15 protein-coding genes are annotated in these 17,367 nt (G+C 65.1%); 14 read left to right on the top strand and 1 reads right to left on the bottom strand.

Annotation, left to right across the window (positions count from 1 at the left end):
• Positions 1-48 precede the first annotated feature (48 nt).
• The 4 genes from NY1_RS35300 (at position 49) to NY1_RS35315 (ending at position 4,159) form a co-directional block, all read left to right on the top strand.
• Complete coding sequence (locus NY1_RS35300; RefSeq protein ID WP_157762653.1) at positions 49-1,143, top strand: hypothetical protein; 1,095 nt, start codon at positions 49-51, stop codon at positions 1,141-1,143.
• A 117-nt stretch (positions 1,144-1,260) separates the two neighbouring features.
• Positions 1,261-2,181 carry a replication protein RepA gene (locus NY1_RS35305; protein WP_067721569.1) on the top strand — a complete coding sequence of 307 codons (921 nt, stop codon included), beginning with the start codon at positions 1,261-1,263 and terminating at the stop codon, positions 2,179-2,181.
• A gap of 122 nt (positions 2,182-2,303) precedes the next feature.
• Positions 2,304-3,182: a glycosyltransferase family 2 protein gene (locus NY1_RS35310; RefSeq protein WP_067721517.1), complete on the top strand. Its 879-nt coding sequence runs from the start codon at positions 2,304-2,306 to the stop codon at positions 3,180-3,182.
• Between the two features lie 80 nt (positions 3,183-3,262).
• On the top strand, positions 3,263-4,159 hold the full coding sequence (locus NY1_RS35315) for a LysR family transcriptional regulator (RefSeq protein WP_067721518.1): 897 nt from the start codon (positions 3,263-3,265) through the stop codon (positions 4,157-4,159).
• A 184-nt stretch (positions 4,160-4,343) separates the two neighbouring features.
• Here the strand turns inward: NY1_RS35315 and NY1_RS35320 are convergent, their stop codons facing one another.
• Positions 4,344-5,009 (bottom strand): MerR family transcriptional regulator, encoded by a 666-nt coding sequence (locus tag NY1_RS35320; protein ID WP_067721519.1) that lies wholly within the window; start codon positions 5,007-5,009, stop codon positions 4,344-4,346.
• A 263-nt stretch (positions 5,010-5,272) separates the two neighbouring features.
• Between NY1_RS35320 and NY1_RS35325 the strand changes: the two genes are divergently transcribed.
• The 10 genes from NY1_RS35325 (at position 5,273) to NY1_RS35370 (ending at position 17,279) form a co-directional block, all read left to right on the top strand.
• On the top strand, positions 5,273-5,695 hold the full coding sequence (locus NY1_RS35325; RefSeq protein WP_157762655.1) for a hypothetical protein: 423 nt from the start codon (positions 5,273-5,275) through the stop codon (positions 5,693-5,695).
• 46 nt (positions 5,696-5,741) lie between these two features.
• Positions 5,742-6,638 carry an ROK family protein gene (locus tag NY1_RS35330; protein ID WP_067721521.1) on the top strand — a complete coding sequence of 299 codons (897 nt, stop codon included), beginning with the start codon at positions 5,742-5,744 and terminating at the stop codon, positions 6,636-6,638.
• 154 nt (positions 6,639-6,792) lie between these two features.
• The gene (locus NY1_RS35335; protein WP_267888486.1) at positions 6,793-7,929 is read left to right on the top strand and encodes a GAF domain-containing protein; all 1,137 of its coding nucleotides are present in this window, start codon (positions 6,793-6,795) and stop codon (positions 7,927-7,929) included.
• A gap of 179 nt (positions 7,930-8,108) precedes the next feature.
• Positions 8,109-9,005: a conjugal transfer protein gene (locus NY1_RS35340; RefSeq protein WP_267888487.1), complete on the top strand. Its 897-nt coding sequence runs from the start codon at positions 8,109-8,111 to the stop codon at positions 9,003-9,005.
• A 20-nt stretch (positions 9,006-9,025) separates the two neighbouring features.
• Entirely contained in the window at positions 9,026-9,289 is a 264-nt protein-coding gene (locus tag NY1_RS35345) for a hypothetical protein (RefSeq protein ID WP_067721523.1), read from the top strand.
• Positions 9,286-9,768, top strand: a complete 483-nt coding sequence (locus tag NY1_RS35350; protein ID WP_233434624.1) for a hypothetical protein — start codon at positions 9,286-9,288, stop codon at positions 9,766-9,768. Before NY1_RS35345 ends, NY1_RS35350 begins: the two co-directional genes overlap by 4 nt.
• The gene (locus NY1_RS35355; protein ID WP_067721524.1) at positions 9,768-12,281 is read left to right on the top strand and encodes an ATP-binding protein; all 2,514 of its coding nucleotides are present in this window, start codon (positions 9,768-9,770) and stop codon (positions 12,279-12,281) included. Before NY1_RS35350 ends, NY1_RS35355 begins: the two co-directional genes overlap by 1 nt.
• A complete protein-coding gene (locus NY1_RS35360; RefSeq protein ID WP_067721525.1) occupies positions 12,278-14,815 on the top strand; it encodes a hypothetical protein in 2,538 nt (845 codons plus the stop codon). Before NY1_RS35355 ends, NY1_RS35360 begins: the two co-directional genes overlap by 4 nt.
• A 53-nt stretch (positions 14,816-14,868) precedes the next feature.
• Complete coding sequence (locus tag NY1_RS35365) at positions 14,869-15,660, top strand: hypothetical protein (RefSeq protein WP_067721526.1); 792 nt, start codon at positions 14,869-14,871, stop codon at positions 15,658-15,660.
• Positions 15,657-17,279 (top strand): C40 family peptidase, encoded by a 1,623-nt coding sequence (locus NY1_RS35370; RefSeq protein ID WP_067721527.1) that lies wholly within the window; start codon positions 15,657-15,659, stop codon positions 17,277-17,279. Before NY1_RS35365 ends, NY1_RS35370 begins: the two co-directional genes overlap by 4 nt.
• Positions 17,280-17,367: the final 88 nt, after the last annotated feature.

Here is a 17,367-nt window from a genome sequence, read left to right on the forward strand (position 1 = left end):
GGGGACGAAATCAAGGATCTTCTGGACGGTGAGAATCTCCTGGAGGGTGTGGCCAACTATCTCACGCCTGGTTTACCCGGCGCCCCGATGGGCATACCGGACGACGCGGGAGACGCCCTCCGCAGGTTTGCCGCCGGTGTCGGCCCGATTGCGCCGCCTTTGCATGAACGCGTCGAACAACTGAAGGCGAACCGCGTGGACTCGAGCGGCACGACACCGCCCGGTGGTCAAGCGATATACGTCAACCGCGCTGTGCTGGAGAAGGCCGCAAAGTCGATGGATAACTCCGTGGACGCCGCGCTGATGTGCTTGCCGAACAAATGGATGGAGCCGCCCGGGGGTGACCCACGCTCGGCCGGGGCAGCCAACGGATTCAATCGGCGAGGCTGGGAGCTGGTCAACGAGAGCTTCACGGAGCTCACCGGATTGCAAGGCATGGCCCGGTTCATCCGTGCGGCGGCCAGTAAGTACGATTATATCGACGATGAGGGTGCGAGCATCATCGGTGGTGGTGGGCGTGCTCCGCGCGAGGTCGTGAGTGCTATGACGCCGCTGGGGGAATGCAGCAGTCCCTTGAACCCCCAGCCACCCCCCGATTTCTTCACACCCGACGAGAAGGAGTACACCGACGCCATCGTGTTCGCTGAATCCTTGACGAAGGGCGCGAAGACAGCCTCGGCGACGGATTTCGCCGAGTCGCTGGTTCGGTTCTGCGACGAAGTACACAACAAGCTGGCGCCGGACCTCAGCCGCGACGCCCTGTCTGTGCGTGAATACTGGAAGCCGGCTGGGACCCTGCAGGCCGAGACGATCGTCAGCACCAGCGGCCATCTCCTCGAGATCGAGGCCCAAATGAGGAAATTGGCCAAGTCCGTGTTGGACGTCGTTGCTGCCTTTGAACTGGTCAAGCACGACCATCCCACCGCGAAGCAGCTGAGCGAGACACGCGATCTGTATCACGAGATGCGAAACCGGCCGGACGTCAACGCCGCTGAGCGCGACATCGCGGTACAGGACTATGAGAATACGATCGCGAGAGCCACGACCGCCCGGACGACCTATGAGCGGCGGGTCAATGTCGAAGTCTGGGACGATGTCATCATCGCCAAACTCGATCCTGCTCCAGCCGATTCGCGGTCCTGAGCGTGCGGCGGCCTCGGGAGATTCAGGGCCGTTGTGCGATGGCGGAACCGGAGTTACCTGCCCCCGCCAATCTTCCCAGTACTGAGAATTTCCTGGGTGCGTGCCATGCTGACGCGCATGTCACGAGCCAGACGCAGCCCCTTGGACATCGTGCGCGCCGCCGCCGGCATATGGGATGGGGAACAAGAGGTCGGGTATCTGGCCCGCGTCTTCACCCAGACCTCGCTGCCTTACCGCGATCCCGGTGACGTGCCGGCCTGGGGCCGACGCAACGGCGACCTCTCCTTGACCGTGCAGCCGGGCATGACCACCGGCGAGGACAACAAACCGATGTCAGTCGGCTACCCGTACGGGACGATGCCCCGACTGATCCTGACGTTCCTCTCGACCGAGGCGGTGCGCACCCGGTCGCCGGAAATCGTGCTCGGCGACAGCTTGACCGATTTCATGGCCTCGATGGGTTTGACCGCCACGGGTGGCAAAAACGGATCGCTGACTCGTATGCGCGCCCAGTCGCATCGGTTGTTCAATGCGACCTTGACCATCGAATACAAGGGCGACGCCAATCGTCGGATCGGGGCGAAGCTCAATGTTGCCAGCGCGTACAACATTTGGTGCGGTACCGAGTCCGAGGACGATCACCCGTCGTTGTTCTCCTCGACGGTGCGGTTGAGCGACGAGTTCTTCCGAGAGGTCACCGCCCACCCGGTCCCCTTGGACATCAACGCCATCAAGGCGCTCGGCGGATCAGCGCTGCGCTTGGACATCTACGCTTGGCTGACCTACCGGATGTTCTCGGTGAAGCACGAGACGACCGTGCCGTGGGAATCGCTGATGGTCCAATTCGGTTCGGTTGCCGATACTTCCGATCGACGCCGGCGTCATCAATTCCGGCGTGATTTCACCGAAGGACTGCGCCAGGTACTCGTGGTGTATCCGCAGGCCAATGTCGACACCACCGACACCGGGGTGATCCTGCGCCCGGGCTTGACGCATATCCCTGTGTCACCGGGGTTCCGTGCGCTGGCGCGTGTCTGAGCAATAGTCGAAATACCTTCCCGCCCTTGGGAATTCGATCGACAACATCTCGGTCGGGACCTCGCTACCGTTCACACGCCGGAACCCAATACCGGCAAAGATGTTCGAACGGAGTGGTACCCATGGAAAACAAATCCCGTCCGATCGTGTTGTCCGTCGTGATCCCGGTATTGAATGAACGCACGAATATCCTTTCGACACTGGAGCGATTGGTTGTCCAGGATGCCATCGACCAGATCGTGGTCGTGGACAACGGCAGCACCGATGGCACCCACACGATGGTGGCCCAATACGGAATGACCCACCCCAAGGTCGATCTCGTTCACGAACCCGTACGTGGCATCGCGCAGGCTCGCAACACCGGATTCGACAGGGCTGCAGGGGAATTCATCGCCCGAGTCGATGCCGACACGATCGTCGGCCCGGAGTGGGGGGCGGTGGTCCGCGATTACTTCACCGACAATCCCGACGTCGCGGCGCTCACCGGCATCACCACCTATTTCGACTCGCCGGTGGGGTTCCTGCTCAGGTTCGGTCTCTGGCTGCAGATCAAGCGCGGCAAACTCGGCGGACCCGTCGGCAATCTGCAGGGTGCCAATATGGCCATCCGGCGCAGCGCCTGGGAGCAGGTACGTGAGGACGTCAGCACTCGGCCGGGTGTGATCGACGACCTCGATCTCGCATTGTGCCTGAGCAAACGACGGTTGCCGATGATGCTACTGACCCAGCTGCGGGCCCAGACCTCCGCTCGGCGCCGTCATACCAGCCTGCGCCGCTGGTGGCAGTACCAGCAGTCGGGTCTGCAGACGATCGTCGACCAAGGTTTCGAAGTCCTTCCGATACATCAGATCTTCATCCGGATGGCGTGGCTGGCGCACGCTGTGCAGTACCCCATCTATCGATTCTGGGACTTCGAGAAGCGGCGCTACACCTGGCGCCGTCCGTCCGCCCGCATCCTGGTACTCGACGAGAAGCAGCCACGCCAAGCCGAAGCCGCTTAGCAGGCAGTGGCGTAGTCCGGTGTCCATGTTGGCGTGAAAAGTCCTCCTGATGGCTACCGAAGGTTCGTGAGAATGTCGCCATGGAATTGCGGGACATCGAGATCTTCCTCGTACTGGCAGAGGAGTTGCACTTCGGACGGACGGCTCAACGATTGCATCTGTCGCAGGCCAGGATCAGCCAGTCCATCAAGAGTCAGGAACGCCGCATCGGCGGCCGCCTGATCGATCGATCCAACCCGCGCAGCGTGCAATTGACCATGCTCGGCCGGCAACTGCTCGCTGAGCTGCAACCCGCCTATCACGGGGTCCTGTCAGCCATCGAAAACGCGCGTTCGGTGGCTCTGGGCATCACGGGGGTCTTGCGGGTAGCCATGATCGGCTACAACCCCTATGACTACCAACCGTTCTGGGATGCCTTCCGCACCCGGCACCCGGGATGGCAGCTGCAGATCCGCAGCACCGAATTCGGCGACCAGTTCGGTCCTCTCTATCGCGACGAGGCCGATATCGTGATCGCCTGGCTCCCGGTCGAAGAACCCGGCCTGACGGTAGGACCGGTCATTTCCGCCGAGCCGATGGTCGTGGTGATGCCCGACAACCACGACCTCGCAGGCGAAAAGCATTTGTCCCTGGAGGTTTTCGGCGACTACGGCGTGTTCAAACCCAGCTCGCCGCTGCCGGACTATTGGGAAGACGCAGTCAGCCCCTTCTTCACCCCGAAAGGGCGGCCGATCGAGCGCGTCACGCCGATCTCGACGCTCGAGGACATCCTGACCACGGTCAGTACCAGCACCGCCCTGACCACGGGCATGAGTCATATCGCGCGGTATTACAGCCGCCCCGGCATCACTTATGTACCGATCACCGATTCACATCTGGTCCGGTGGGGCCTGGTATGGCGCAGCGATGCGGAGAACGAGCAGATCCATGCCTTCGCCAGCATCGTGCGTGAGCTCGGCAGCCTCGACCAGAGTTGATGTTCGCGTGTGCACGAACGCGATATCCATCACTGAAAGTGATCGTAAGTCGAGGGTTTTCGAGGTTGTTCCCACACCCGCCGCTGACGGAGGCTTGCAGGGCAAGTGTGGGACAACCTAGAAGGACACAGCATTGTTCGGAAGAAGGACGCTCGGTCGTGAACCTTCGTTCACGGTATTGCTGTCAGTGCAACGGAAGTCCGCCGCGGCGGGCGAGTGTCTGATCGATGACTTCGGTCGCGGCACGAGTGGTCATCAGGCGGGTGATGGCGAGATTGGTCTCGAAGGTCGCCGCGTCCTTGTGCGTACGCTCGGACCCCTCATATGCCTTCCCGGCCAGCTGGTGGAAAAGCATCCCGGCATAGCGATCGGCCAGCGCGGTGCAGTCGGCGCGGAAGCGTTCGATGAGCACCAGCGCCTCGGTGGCCGGCAGGCCGGCGTCCACCAACCTGGCCGCCAGGTCACCGCAGCGTGGATTGGTCAGCCGATATCCTTCGAGGGGGTCGCCGCTGGCGGCCATGGCCCGTTTGAGGTAGTCGGGTAGATCCGCCGTGGGATCGACCAGCATGGGAGCCTCGGGTTCCGGATCAGCGGGCTCGCTAACGCCGAGGATGTCGGCGAGACCATCACCGCGGTCCCAGGCATCGAGAAGTTCGCGGATGCCGTTGAGCTTCATCCCCCTGCTGAGCAAACGACTGATCGTCTGCAGCCTGTCCAGATGGCCGGTGCCGTAGTAGCCGATACGGCCCCTTACGTCAGGTGACGGAAGTAGACCGCGTTCGTGGTATACGCGGACGCTGCGCACAGTCGTCTCGGCCGCCCGCGCCAGTTCATCGATTGTGTACTCCACTGTGCCGATCGTCCTCGAGCTCGAACTGTGCAGAATCGGTTCGGATGTAGCGAGCCGTTAAGCAACGATGCAACAAAATTACGCCCAAGTCAATGGCCCGTTATTTAACGGTATATGACTTGCAGGCTGGACACACGTCGGTTAACGTTCCAGCACCGGCTTTTCCCACCGGATTCCGGGGCCTGTAGAGCAGCCCTGATGCCCGCCCGATACGAGGGCACCACCGCAATCCCGGTGTGCCCCGGCTTTTCCCGGAGACGGCTATGAGCAACGCCCTGTCATCTGTGCCCGCTGTGCACAGCGCGACCACCTCGTCCAAGCGCCCTCCCTGCGCTGATGACCCCAGCGATTGGGATCTCGACGTCGGCACCCCCGAAACGTGGCGCAACGCGATGCGCGTCTGCCACGACTGCCCACTACTGGCCAGCTGCACGCAATTGGTCGAAACCTTCACCGCGCGAGGCGATGTGCCCCGTGCCATGATCTGGGCCGGAGTGCCCTACGACAACGTCGGCCGCATCGTGGAAGACCTCGACCGGCATCGCACCGTTCCGATCGATCACAAGCGGCCCATGCGCATCGTGCGCACCGGAGCCGCCCCCGCCCGTGCAGAGCCCGCGCCCGAAACGCCGCGTCGGCACCTGGTGCTCGGCCGCAGCCTCCGGCCGACCGGTACCGACTTCTGATCACTCGCTGCCAATCGACGGAAACCATTGCGATAGTGGGTAATTCATGGCGCTGATCGCGCTCCAGATCGGCCCGGAAGGCTTCGCTGCCTGTCAGGTGGCCGAGGAGGTCGAAGAGGCCGACATCCGGCGAATCCCGATCCCACCGGAGGATCCGTGGCAGGCATGCGTCGAGCTGGTGCGTGAGGTCGCGGCCGGCGCGGAGCCCACCGCGCTCGGCATCGCCTGTTCGGGGCCGATCGACCTGGTCGCTGGTGTGGTCGCGCCGCCCGAAATACCGCAGTGGCGAACAGGTTTCGATCTCATGAAGGCGGTTTCCGCGGCATTTCCCGGCGCTCCGGCACAGCTCGCGCTGGACGGCGTCTGCCTGGCGTTGGCGGAGCGCGCCCTCGGGGCCACCACCAACGCCGGAGATTCGGTGGCCCTATGGGCCGGTGACAGGATCGTCGGCGGCGTCATGGTCGGGAGCTTCGCTGTGGTCGGGCGCACGGGCAATGCCGGGAACATCGGCCACCTGCTGGTTCCTGGGTTCGACGAACCCTGCGCGTGTGGTGGCCACGGTTGTCTCGAAGCGGTGGCGGGCGGTCGATCCCTACGCCGATGGGCACGGGCTCGCGGCTGGCGGGGCGAATCGACGGCCGATCTTGTGCTGGCCGCTGAGCACGGAGACACTGCGGCGGTGGCCGCACTGGAACGCGCCGGCACCGCGCTGGGCCGAGCCGCCGCCTCGGTAGCCGCGGTGCTGGACATCGATCGGGTGGTTGTGGCCGGTCCGCTGGCTGCCGCCGGTCGGCCGCTGTGGAAGCCCCTCAACGCGGCGGTCGCCGAACACGCGCGCCTCGGCTTTCTAACCGGATTACGCTGCGTACCTTCGCAATTGGGAGAGATCGGGATGCTGATCGGGGCGAGCGTTCTAGCTCTGACAGCAGAGCCCGAGCAGTAGCGATTAGTTGGCAATCAGATCGTTTCGACGATGCGGCAACCATGGATCCATTGAATGTACCGCTATTTAACGGTACATTGCTTTCGTGGCGAAGTTGGGGGCGGGTCGCCGCACGGCAACGGCTGGTACGAACGGGCATGAAGCGGAGCGCCTTGTGATTCCATGGATAACGGCGGAAATGCTGGCGCCGGAGACACTTTCGGTGGTGTCGGTCGGTGGCGCACCCCGCGACTTCGTCGGCTGGCAGCGGGCGTTGCAGCGACAGCTCACCAAAACCCCCGCACTCTATGACGCTTTCACCAGTGCCGCACTGACCACGGCGGTGTGGTCGGTACGTGATCGCGCCGACGATCTGAATCTGACCGCCGCGACCAAAGCTGGCCCGCACGCACTGCGGATCCGTCCGGTGTTCGGCCCCGCGGGCGACGTGCATGCGGTGCGGTTGTGGCTGGGCCCGGCGCGGACGGCGATCTCCGAGCCGCGACCGGCCGTCGGCGCAATCTGGGATCTGGCCTCGCAGACGATCGTCGTGCCCAGCGGCATCACCGAACTGACCGGTATCGCGCCGGAGGAGTACACGCCGCGCATGTCCATCGCCGAGCTGTTCCACCGGGTATCGGCCTTCGACCGTCATGGCGAAGTCCTGGACCTGCTCTACGATCCTCGGCCGGGCAAGAAACTGCAGTTCGAGGCCACCGTCACGGACGCAGCGGGACGATCCGGGCGCTGGCTCATCACCATCCGCGCCCGGGACGACAACCGGGCGCGCGGGGCGTGGCTGCTCATCGAGGACGTCACCACCGGCCAACTGTCCACCCAAGGCCCGGCCTTGGAATGGGTCGGACTACGCGAGGCACATCGGCGGGCCGGCACCCACCTGGCTGTGGTACACCTCGAGCACAGCGCGATTTCGCACTGGCTTACCGATCCGGCGCCCTGGGTGCGCTGGGACTACCTCTTTCATCCTGGTGATGTCTTCCATCCGCGTGATCAAACCCGGCTGCGGGATTTGAGTGACCGAGTCCGTGCCGGATATACCGCGGGCGCCACCGTTCGGACATTGGACTATGAAGGCGGATACGCCCCGACGTCGCTGTTGCTCTACCCATATCCCGGATTCTCTACACAGCCGTTCGCGATCGTTCAGTTCGTCCGGGCCGCCGAGGAATTCAGTGTTTCGGAACCGATTGCTGACCCGAGGGACGAGCTCGACACCGGTCCGCCGATCGGCTACGACGAACAGCTACGACATCGTATGACCTGCCGGATGCGACGCAGCGTGCTCCAATGATCTCCTCCCATCGATGGGAATGATAATTTCCGTGCACCCACCGTGGGATCCCTACCATTCCTGAGGTGAGCATTTTCGGTGGTAAACGGACAGAATCGGGTGAGATCCTGCTTCGCCGAATGGCCGCCCGCCGCCGCCGCGATAATGTGGTAGTCGCGATATTGGCGATTCTTGCGATAATGGGCGGCGGCCATGCCGTGGCGGACGCCTTCTCGGACCCGCCTGCGGGCCCGTCGGAGAGTTCGACAATTCTGCTCCTCGGACGAGCTCAACTGGCCGGATCATTCGCCCGAGAATTCGTGACGCAATATCTGAGCGCCGGCTCCGGCCAGCAGGAACGCCTCGCCGAATTCGTCGGCGAGGCGCGCCAGGCAACACTTCCCGCCACCGGCCGCCCGGTATCGGATCCGGTCGTCGTCTACGTCGAGCGGCAGGTATCGAACGGCGACATCGATGTGTGGACCGTGACCCTCGCGGTGCGGATGGCCAAACGCGCGGGCGCGGCCGAAGAACGACAGCACTACCGGGTGTCGGTGGCGGTCTCGGCGGGCCGATTGCGCGCGCTGACTCTGCCCACCGCGGTCGAAGCACCGGGCCGCGGGTACGACCTCGCCCTTGGCTATCCCACATCGTGCTCACCCGATACACCATTGGCCCAGGTGGCGGCAGGCTTCTTGCAGGCCCTGCTGACCGGCGGCGGCGACATCGCCCGCTACACCACTCCCGACTCGGGCATCACCGCGCTCAAACCGTCCCCTTTCACCACGACCGACACCGCCACCGTCTCCGCCGACAGCACGGGCTGTGGTGCGTCCGGGGGCGATAGTGCCCGGGTGCTGGCCATGGTCAACCCGAAGATCGACGGCACCGCCGCACCGACCCTGGCCTATCCACTGGCCATGGTGCGGGCGGCCGGGCAGTGGCAGGTGCGCTCGGTAGAAGCCGTTCCCGCACTGCGCAATCCGCTGACGGTCGTCACCGATCAGCAAGCCGCGGCCAGTGGCGGCGCCGGCACATCGGCTTCGCGCGCGCCCTCGAGCGCCGCGCTGCCGATCCCGCCGGCAACCCAGAACTGACCTCTCGAAAGGACATCGCCATGGGCACGAGCCTGGCCAATATCCTCGTCAACGTGCTGTTGGCCTTCCGATGGATCGGCATCATCGTTCTCACCATCGCGAGCATGGCCATCCTGATAGCCGAGGCCGCCAAGAACAAGCTCTCACCCGGCAAGGTCCTCACCGTCGCCGGCTCGGCGGTCCTGGCGGCCGTGGTGTTCTGGGTCCTGCCGACCGTCATCAACTACGCCCGCGACGACACGAAGGCCGTCATCGACAATCACCCGATCGGTACCTATCGATGAGTCAGGTGATCAAGGTCTTTACGCCGGTCAAGCGCGTGCCCACGATGATCGGCAAAGCCCAGAACGGGCAGCGCCTGCCCTTCGGCCCCTACACGCTGCCACAGATCGCGGCCGCGGCCGTCATGCTGCTGGTGACCGCGGTGTGCTCGATGAACCTGCCGGCCAACCCCGCGGTCACCTTCGTCACCGGCGCGATCCTGACCGCGATCGTGGTGTTCTCCCTCGGACTAGTGCCCTACACCGGTGTTCGCCTCACCTCGCGCGCGATGTGGCTCACCAGGTTACTGATCCTGCGCAAACCCGCGTCGGCCTCGGGGATGCCGGTGGACATCGACACCGCCCGGAATCTGCTGTTCGTGGAGGAGAGCGTGGTGGTGGTGATGCCTTCCACGACACGGCAATCGAAGCCCGCGGCCGGTGCGAAGCCCGTGCTGGCACTCGGCGATATTCCGGCCCTGCTCGCGAGCAAGCGCGGCTGATGGCATTCGATCGCGACCTGCAACCCACCGCGGCCATCCGCGGCAACCTGCAATTCACCCACTCGGGCCTGGTCTGCGCCATGTACTTCATCCAGCCCATCGGCTACGGGCTGCGCAAATCCGGAGACAAATTCGATGTGAAACTCGCCCACCACTCCTTGATCAACAACCTGCCGAACGGATCACTGCTGCTGGGCATCCAAGCCCGGCTCAATACCGTGGACGTGCTGGGCAAGATGGTGGAGGGCATCGACCTCGACGAGTGCGACGACTACGCGCTCGAGGTGGTCGCATCCTATGAACGCGTGCGCGCCATCGTGCCGCAGACCAGGCTGTTTCTGCTTTCGATACCGGTGGGATCGGCCAATACGGGCATGTCGGCGGTCTCGCGGCTGTGGCGCGGCGGAACCGGCTTCGACCCCTCGTCGATCTCGCGCACCGAGATCGCCGGATACGAGGAGCGCGCCGGTGAGATCCTCTCGCGTATCGGCGGTGACTTCGACCCGGTCCCGGTCCCGGCTGCCCTGTTCCAATGGCTGTGGGAGCACTACCTGTCCCGGGGCGCATCGGGCGATCCGGTGGCGCCGACTCGTGCCGGAGCCCTCGACGACGCGACCGCCGCGGTCTTTCGTTCCGCGGCCCTGGACGAAGGCGCACAAGCCGACAGCAAGCGCCGCCTTCGACCCTCGTTCGTGCCCGTGATCAAAGTGGTGCAACCCGATTTCGAGTACCAGCCTTCCTACCAGGCGATGCTCACCCCGCACTCGTTTCCCTACGCGGGCATGACCTTTCCCGGCGGCAGCGAATTCCTCAACGTGCTCGAAGGACTCAACGGCGTCACCGTGGACTGGGGCATCCGGATCTCGACCAAACCCGCCGATCAGGTGCTCAAGAACAACGAAACCAACCTGCGCCGGCTCGGCGAGCAGATGGACCAACGCGACCAAGAGGTGTCCTTCGCACAGAACACCCTGCTGTCCAAGGCGCAGATGCTCGGCGAATACAACCAGCATTTCGAGGTCAACGGCGCCGAATCGGAGGTCTCGTTCACGACTGTGATCGCGGTAGGCAGCCCCTCCCGTGACATCACCCTGGACGCGGTCAACACGCTCAAACGCCGATACAAGCGGTTCCAGATCGATCTCACCGCACCACTGGGCGCGCAGGTCGACCTGTGGTCGATGCTGGTACCCGGCAGCCCGAGCCGGCGCGCCTATGACGACTACGCCCACATCGTGCCCTCGGACATGTGGGCCGGGTTCGTGCCGTTCACCACCAGTCAGATCGGTGACGACAGCGGGCCGGTGATCGGGGTCAACCTGATGTCGGGCCATTTCGAACCTATCCACTTCGGGATCATGGAGGCCGCTTTCCACGATCTGTCCGCGTCTTTCGCGGTCACCGGCGAGCTCGGCTCAGGCAAGTCCTATTTCCTGAAACTGATCGCGGCGCTTGTGCACGATATGGGCGGTCAGTTCCTGGCCATCGACCGCAGTCAGGTCGGCGAGTGGGAGCATTTCGCCTCCGCCATCGACGACGCGGTGATCATCGACCTGGCCAACCCCACCGTCTCGCTGGACCCGCTGCGCCTGTTCGAACCCGGCATCGCCGGCGAACGCACCCTGGATTCGATTCTGCCGCTGCTGGATCTCTCACCCACCTCGGGCGCGGGCGCGGCCGCGAGCGCACTGCTGACCCCACGCGCAATCGCCGAACACCGCATCCGTTCCTTGCGTGACCTGTACCAGGTGGCGCTGAAACTACGGCAGGACCCCAACCTTGCGGCGGAGTACGCCGATCTGGCCGCGCGCCTGGGGACCGTCGCGGAGCGGGTACCGGTGCTCTTCGACCCGCACCTGCCGCCGCTACGCTTGGACGCCGCCGCCACGGTGGTGCGCAGCCATCACGTGGCGCTGCCGACCGCCGAGGAGCTCACCACCCCGCACCTGTACAACCGGTTGCCGCTGACCAAACGCCTCGGCACCGCCCTGTACGAACTGGTCGGTGTGGCCGCCCGGGAAGCGTTCCTCAGCGACAACGGCCGCTTCGGGCTACTGGTGGGCGATGAAGCCCACCACTTCACCCAAACCCAGGTCGGCGCGGCGGTCACCTCCGATTTCAGCCGCGATGGCCGAAAACACTTGGCCGCAATCGGATTGGCCTCCCACGATCCGGCGACCGACTTCCAGGGCGCCGCCCACAATCTGATCCCGAACCGCTTCGTGTTCCGCCAGCGCGACGAAACGCTGGCCCGCAACAGCCTCGAATGGCTCGGTGTCGATCTCGAGGAAGCGCCGTACCTGCTGCAGATCCTGCGCGAGGAGACCTCCCCGCCGGTCGGCCAGGGCCGCCAAGTGCCCGAGGAACGACGCGGCGAGATGTTCATGCGCGACGCACTCAACAGGATCGGCCGCGGTAAGGTGCTGGGCCCCGCACGACCTGACCGGGCCGCCGCGATCACCAGCACGCCGAAAACAGGGCGCACCACCACCGATCGCCAGGCACTCACATGATCACGCCGGGCCCCGTGCGCCGATACCTGGACCAGCCGGTGCTCGGGTGGCTGCTCCGGACCGACCTGACAATCCCGACGCTGCCGCGAGCCTGGCAGCGACTGCGAGCGTGGACCCGGGTCTCACGCCGCCGCCGTATAGCGGTGACCCTCGCGGCACTGGTCACCGCGTTGGTCATCCTGCCGTGCTGCCTGGGCGCCGTCGCGCTGGCAGAATCCGGCTCGCCCTCGGGGACTGCGGCAGCGGGAAACGCGTTGGGTGGGTTGAATGTCCGCGATTCCGCCGGGGTCAATCTGGCCAGCTATCAGATCTTCATCGACAGGGGTGGCGTCCTGCATCCGCTCACCACGGCTACGGCATTCGTGGTGAAACTCGAATGCGCCGGATGGATGATCATCACGATCTGCGTCTGCTGGCTGATCCCCGAAATCCTGTCCCTGAGCTTTCTCAACATCATCGCCATGCCGATGCGCGGAATCGGACGCGCCTTCGCCCATGACATCGGTACCAGCGCCGTATTGATCCTGGCCAGCACCGTCGGCGCGGCCTGCGTGGCCGCCTTCGTACTGCGTGGCCTGCATGCCAAGGCGAGCATGCAGATCGTCACCATGATCTTCGTGGCGATCATCGGACCGGTATTCCTGGCCGACCCGTTGGCCGAAACACTCTCGCCCGAGGGCTGGCTGGCCCAAGGCCGCGATGTCGGTCTGTCGGTTGCGGCCGGCATCACCGGTGACGGTCACGCGCAACCGGACCGGCTCATCACGAACATGCAGCAACAACTCGCCGACGGGTTCGCGCGCCGTCCTTTGCAGGTATGGAACTTCGGGCATGTAGTCGACGAACTGCCTTCCTGCCGCGCCGCCTGGACGGCGGCCACAATGGCCGCGAACGACGACATGATGAAGGCGGGGATGCGCAACTGCGGCGACATGGCCGCCTCACAGGCCGCCTCTCAGGTGACCTTCGGGCAGATCGGCATCGGGCTGCTGATCCTGATCACGGGGATCATGCTGCTGGCCTTCGCCGTCGTGCTCTCGGTCCGCGTCGTGCACTCCGCGCTTGACTCCATCTTCCACGGGATGATGGCCGTATTCGGCTTCGCCGCAGGTGGATTCGTCTATGGACCGACCCAAACCTTCCTCATACGCAATCTGGTGGCCGGTTTCTTCGCCGGCGCGCGGATGGCCGCGGAGGTGGTGTTCCTGACCGTGTACGTCATGCTCATCAACAACGTGTTCGAGCAGGCGCACGGTCAGGTGCTCCCAGCATTCATCATCGGCGCGATCATCGAGATCGTCGCGATCCTCCAGCTGCGCCGGTTGTCGGACAGTTTGGATCGCGGAAACGATTGGGTGGCTGGACGTTTCGCCGCCGCCATACAGGGCGGCGGAGGTGGTGGTGGCGGATCGGCCGGCATCGGGGCCGCTGCGGCGAGTCGGCACGGGCTGGGCGTGATGGGGATGCTCGGCATGGCCTCCGCGATCAACGGGTCACCGCTCACCGAATGGATGTTCATGGGAACCCGGGCACCTTTGAGCCGCTACTCCCGTGATGCGCGCCGTGGACTGAAAGCCGCGTACCACATGCGCAAACTGCACAGCGATGCGGCGCGGAAGGCGGCGAATGCCAATGGTGGTATTGATTCCATCAAAGGCCAGGCTGCGGCGATTCACGCAATGAAGAACATCGGCGCGGGCGACGGCGACCTGTTGGCGGGACTGATCGGCGCCGGTGCCAGCACCCGCGGAGGGATGTTGAACAGCACTCTCGGGACCTACCAGCAGATCACCGGGACTGCCGATCGCTATTCGTCGAATCTGCATCGCGGCAGAGCAATCGCCGCCATGCTCCAACTTCGCAAAGGCGCCGCGGCGCTCACCGCAGCCGGGCCGAACGCGACTCGGGAGGAGATCCGCACCGTCGCTGCGAATCTCGCGCACCTGCGCGGCGTGGCGCTGGATATGCACCGAGACAGCCCTGAACACATCCCACTCCCTGCCGCGCATGAGGCATTCGTCACCGAATACATGGACAACCCCACGCAGGAACGACTAGTCGCGCTGGCTCGGGTCGTGCAAGGCGACACACTCAAGGGGCTGGTGGCCTATGACTCGACGGAGAAGAAATGGGATCTCGCGAAGGATGAAGAAGGTCGTGTCAAGACCGATATCGGCAGTGAAGCACCCGATCTGGTCCTACTGCTCAACACCCTGCAGTCACACGAGGGAGCACCTGGCGACACGCAGCGCCGCACCGACGCCGCTCGGCTCATGTGGGCGTCGATCGGACATCGGCTGGATAACCAGTTTATTTCGGCGTCAAAGGAATTGGAAAAGACCCCTGGCGATCTGACCCTGATGGACAAAACTATCCGGCCGCTGGTCGCCGCCGAAGCGACCGCCCGGCGGACCCCCTACGGCATGACTCAACCCGAGAATCAACTCGCACCGGAACATGGCCCCAAGAATGCCAAAGCCACCCCCGTCGATTACCGAGAAGCCATGGAACGAGTGGCGCGCGAATATCAGTAGCGCCGAGGTCACCGCGCGGGGTCGAGGCGAGCGCGGCGGCAGGGAGGTACACGATGATCAAACAACTTGTGGTGCGGGCGTTGGTGATCCGCTGGCCCATCCCCGTGCTAATAGTGGTGACCCTGGGGTTGGGTCTGGTCTTCACGGTGATCGTGTCGGCGTTGGGTCCCATCGACTCGTCGATGTCGGCTGACCTGAGCACCGAATGTGCCACGTCGGCAGGTCCCGGCTCGATGCCGTCAGCCTCACCCACATTTGGGCCTCCCCCCGGAAGGTCCGCGGGCAATTCGGATACCGGCTTCTCGCCACAGCAGCGGGAATGTATGGACGCGCTGTGTGTGCAGCGCATCGCAATCGTCCTGGCCGATCAGCAGACGCAGGCAGTCGGCGTGGCCGCTGAGCCGGCCGCGGTGATCGCGGCCATCTTCCGTCGCGCCGCCCTCACGCGGGCTGCAGGTTGTCCCGCGCCGAGCACTCGCGAGACGATCGACATCGTCTCCGCCACCGCCGGACCCAGCACCCCGGCCATCTCCGCCACCGCTGGGCGCGGCCCCTCGACGGACACGTCCGCCACGAATTGCCAGACCGGGTCCGCAGCGACGACGTCGCTACCGGAAACGCTTGTGGCGCAAAGCATGTGTGGTCAGCGTGTGAATCCCGCGGCGATCTCGATTGCGGACCTGGTGTACTGGGAATACCTCGAACAGGCACCTCGCCGGGTCGGGATCGCGATGGGCGAGGGCATGATGCTGACGGATGACCCGGCGACCGCGCGCCTGACACTCACGGCCCTGCCGCAGGACTCGGAGGTGCGAGTTAACCGGATTCTCGGGTCCGACTGGTGACCGGTTCGATACCGGCGAGCACCACGCCGGAAGATACTGCCGCCGAACCGCAGCCGAGCCGGTCCGGTGCCACACCGTGGACTTCGGCGCGTGCGACGGCCGACGCGCCGAAGCCGAACGGCGATGAGGCCTCGGGGCTTGGGGCTGCCTTCCCGGCGGCGAGCGCCGCAGACCTGGAGGACTGGTCGGCGGCCGTCCCGGGCGGGATTTCAGGCGTCGCCGGGCTGGAGCGATCGAACACGGTGACCGAATGGCAACTGGCGCAACCGACGACGCCGACCGGAATATTCGTGGGTCCGACCCCGGCCCTCGCCGCAACGGAAGGGGCGACCTCGAGGGCCGAACTCGGGGGTGCGCAATCGATTACACCGACCGGACCGGCAACACTCGCCGGCTCGGCGGCCGTCGCCGCGGTCGCCGAACCCGCGATCGAGATCGATCCGGGATTCGCGGAACGCGATTTCGCCAGGAATTTCGCGGGCGCGATCGCCGATCGGCCGCTCGGTGCCGCGCCCCTGGTGGGCACGTCCGCCACCCACACGCCGTCCGCCCGGACGGAGGGAGTTGCCGCACCGAAGCTGCCGGCCGGGTCCGTGCCGGTGTCCGCGATCGATCCGGGAGTCGAGGAACGCGACTTCGCGAAGGACTTCGCGGCCGCGTTCGCCGCCCGCTCGGCGGGTGCCGCGCCACTCGCGGGCACCTCCGCCTCTCCAGCCGTGTCACCGCGGCCGACGGGAACGCCAACCCCGAAAGTCCTTTCCCCGCAAGCACGGGCCACCCTCGAGGTCCTGAAAGTGTTGCGGGCCGCCTACGGTGGCGACCCGGCGACCGCGCCCGGAACCGGCGGTGTGTCGACAGCGAGCACGGGGGCGGGTGACGGCAAAACCATGCGCGCGTTGCGTGCGACGGAGCTGTATCAGCGCATGGCGATGGCCGCCTTCCGCAACCTCGACGAGCAGCTGGCCGCTTACCTCACGTCGTTCGCGGGCAGCCAGCGGGTCGACCGGGCCGCACTCGGCCGCTTCCTGACCCAACTCGATGTCGAACTGGCCGCCGTCGGCGGCGCCACCTACACGCCCGCCGGCCAGCAGAAAGTGCGTGCCATCCTCACCGCCGCCCTCCAGCGTGGGCAGTCACTGGTCGGCGCGACGAACGCGAATGCCGCCGACACCGCCGCCGCCATCGACCAGTTGACCGCGCAATATCTGGTGAACCTGGTGGGCGGCAGGCATTCCGGCCTCGCCATCGACTCCGGCGGCGGGCCGGGGCGGCAAGCGGCATTGGTCGCGCTGAGACAGCAGGGCGTGCCCTATGTGTGGGGCGGGACAACACCGAGCGGCTTCGACTGCTCGGGGCTGATGCAATACGCGGCGCGGGCATCCGGAGCCTCGATCCCGCGCACCTCCCAAGAGCAATACGAGAGATTGCCGCCCGTGTCGCCCAGCGCTATCCGGCCCGGCGACCTGATCTTCCCGTCATCCAGCATGAAAGGCGGGCAGTCGCCGACCCACGTCATGATGTATCTCGGAAACAACCAGTGCGTCGAAGCCCCGCGCACCGGCCTGAACGTGCGCGTGGTCGCGCTGCCCGACACCTTCGAAGCCGCACGGTGGAGCTGAAACAAGCACTACCACAACAGTATCGGTGGATTGACGACCCGGGCTCTGACAGGCTCGCGGTGGCGGCTCTGCATGGTACGACGGCGTC

This window comes from Nocardia yamanashiensis NBRC 100130 (genome assembly GCF_001613325.1).
In the GTDB taxonomy this organism is placed as follows: Bacteria; Actinomycetota; Actinomycetes; order Mycobacteriales; family Mycobacteriaceae; genus Nocardia; species Nocardia yamanashiensis.

Coding starts and splice junctions, on each gene's coding strand:
- NY1_RS35325 (WP_157762655.1), top strand. CDS start 5,273: ATGAGCAACGCCCTGTCATCTGTGCCCGCTGTGCACAGCGCGACCACC.
- NY1_RS35350 (WP_233434624.1), top strand. CDS start 9,286: ATGAGTCAGGTGATCAAGGTCTTTACGCCGGTCAAGCGCGTGCCCACG.
- NY1_RS35360 (WP_067721525.1), top strand. CDS start 12,278: ATGATCACGCCGGGCCCCGTGCGCCGATACCTGGACCAGCCGGTGCTC.
- NY1_RS35345 (WP_067721523.1), top strand. CDS start 9,026: ATGGGCACGAGCCTGGCCAATATCCTCGTCAACGTGCTGTTGGCCTTC.
- NY1_RS35305 (WP_067721569.1), top strand. CDS start 1,261: ATGTCACGAGCCAGACGCAGCCCCTTGGACATCGTGCGCGCCGCCGCC.
- NY1_RS35315 (WP_067721518.1), top strand. CDS start 3,263: ATGGAATTGCGGGACATCGAGATCTTCCTCGTACTGGCAGAGGAGTTG.
- NY1_RS35310 (WP_067721517.1), top strand. CDS start 2,304: ATGGAAAACAAATCCCGTCCGATCGTGTTGTCCGTCGTGATCCCGGTA.
- NY1_RS35340 (WP_267888487.1), top strand. CDS start 8,109: ATGGGCGGCGGCCATGCCGTGGCGGACGCCTTCTCGGACCCGCCTGCG.
- NY1_RS35330 (WP_067721521.1), top strand. CDS start 5,742: ATGGCGCTGATCGCGCTCCAGATCGGCCCGGAAGGCTTCGCTGCCTGT.
- NY1_RS35355 (WP_067721524.1), top strand. CDS start 9,768: ATGGCATTCGATCGCGACCTGCAACCCACCGCGGCCATCCGCGGCAAC.
- NY1_RS35365 (WP_067721526.1), top strand. CDS start 14,869: ATGATCAAACAACTTGTGGTGCGGGCGTTGGTGATCCGCTGGCCCATC.